The 1170-nt window shown below is 38.7% G+C and carries 1 protein-coding gene and 1 pseudogene; one reads left to right on the plus strand and one right to left on the minus strand.

What is annotated here, in order from left to right; translation table 11 throughout:
• A pseudogene (locus ACFIK8_RS09680) lies at positions 1 to 539 on the plus strand (acyl-CoA dehydrogenase); the annotation flags it as partial.
• Here the strand turns inward: ACFIK8_RS09680 and ruvX are convergent.
• On the minus strand, positions 524 to 1003 hold the full coding sequence (gene ruvX / locus ACFIK8_RS09685; protein ID WP_375669303.1) for a Holliday junction resolvase RuvX: 480 nt from the start codon (positions 1001 to 1003) through the stop codon (positions 524 to 526). The pseudogene ACFIK8_RS09680 and the gene ruvX sit on opposite strands and share 16 nt — an antisense overlap.
• Positions 1004 to 1170 lie beyond the last annotated feature (167 nt).

Raw genomic sequence — 1170 nt, forward strand, 5'->3', positions numbered from 1 at the left:
CAAATGATCATTCTGAAGCAGCTTTTGCGCGAATCATGACGCCCATTATTGCTTATCATGTGAGTCAATTAGCCGTTCCTATTATTGGTGAGATTATTGCACAGGTTGGTATCGAAAGTTTTATAGAGGGCAATCCATTATCACAAATATTGTGTAATGGGCCTGCACGAATTATAAGAAACACTTCTGCTAATCAATTGGTAAAAGATGCGATTCTCATAGCTGAAAAAGCACCGGGATTGTTCCAAAAATTGTTAGAAAAAATTGCTATTGATATTGGGCCAGCAGGGCCAAGGGCAATTGAGATTATTAGGTCTGCTGTAGAAATGGCATCGGCAAACGAGGGAGCGGGAAGATTTTTTATCGAACAAGTGGCATATGCAGCTGCAGCGGCATCATTACGTTCTACAAAAATAGAGCATGTTGCAAATGCTTATATGGAAAGCCGTCTTGGGGGACAATGGAGATCTTCCTATGGTATGCTAATTGCACGATATAATGCAGGACATTTGTTAAATGTTCTTTATCCTTCCATATAATGAAGGTTTTGAATTCTATTGAGAGCCCCTTGCAATATGAATGCAGCAGCAGCAGAATCAATCCTGGTTGCTCTTTTAGCGCGTGATACATCCATTTCTAAAAGAGAGCGTTCCGCTGCAATCGTCGATAAGCGTTCATCCCAAAAAACAAATGGAATTTCTGTATACGCTTCCATATTGTTGACAAAAGCTCTGGTTGCTTGAGCACGAGGGCCGCTGCTTCCATTCATGTTAAGAGGTAAACCAATGATAACAACCACCACATTTTCACGATCAAAAAATTGTATAAGTGAGCGGGCAGCTACTGTAAATTTTTTCCGTTGGAGTACAGAACGCGGATTTGAAAAAGTTAGTCCTCTATCAGAAACTGCAATTCCAATCGTTTTTTTACCCAAATCCAAACCTGCTATTGTTTGCCCAGGCAAAAGATGTGTAATAACTTCATTTATGTTAATAACAGCCATATGGTTCATTTAAGTTTTTTAGTGTTTTAGATTATATTCATATTCTCTATTCATGATCAATATTCTTGCGCTTGCCAACGCAGCCTTGTATAGCCAAAATAAATTAGATGAATATCAAAATAAACAAAAGCGAAAGGCGTAACATGTCTGTTGATCAGGAAACAGTC

This window comes from Bartonella sp. MR168JLCBS (assembly GCF_042194175.1).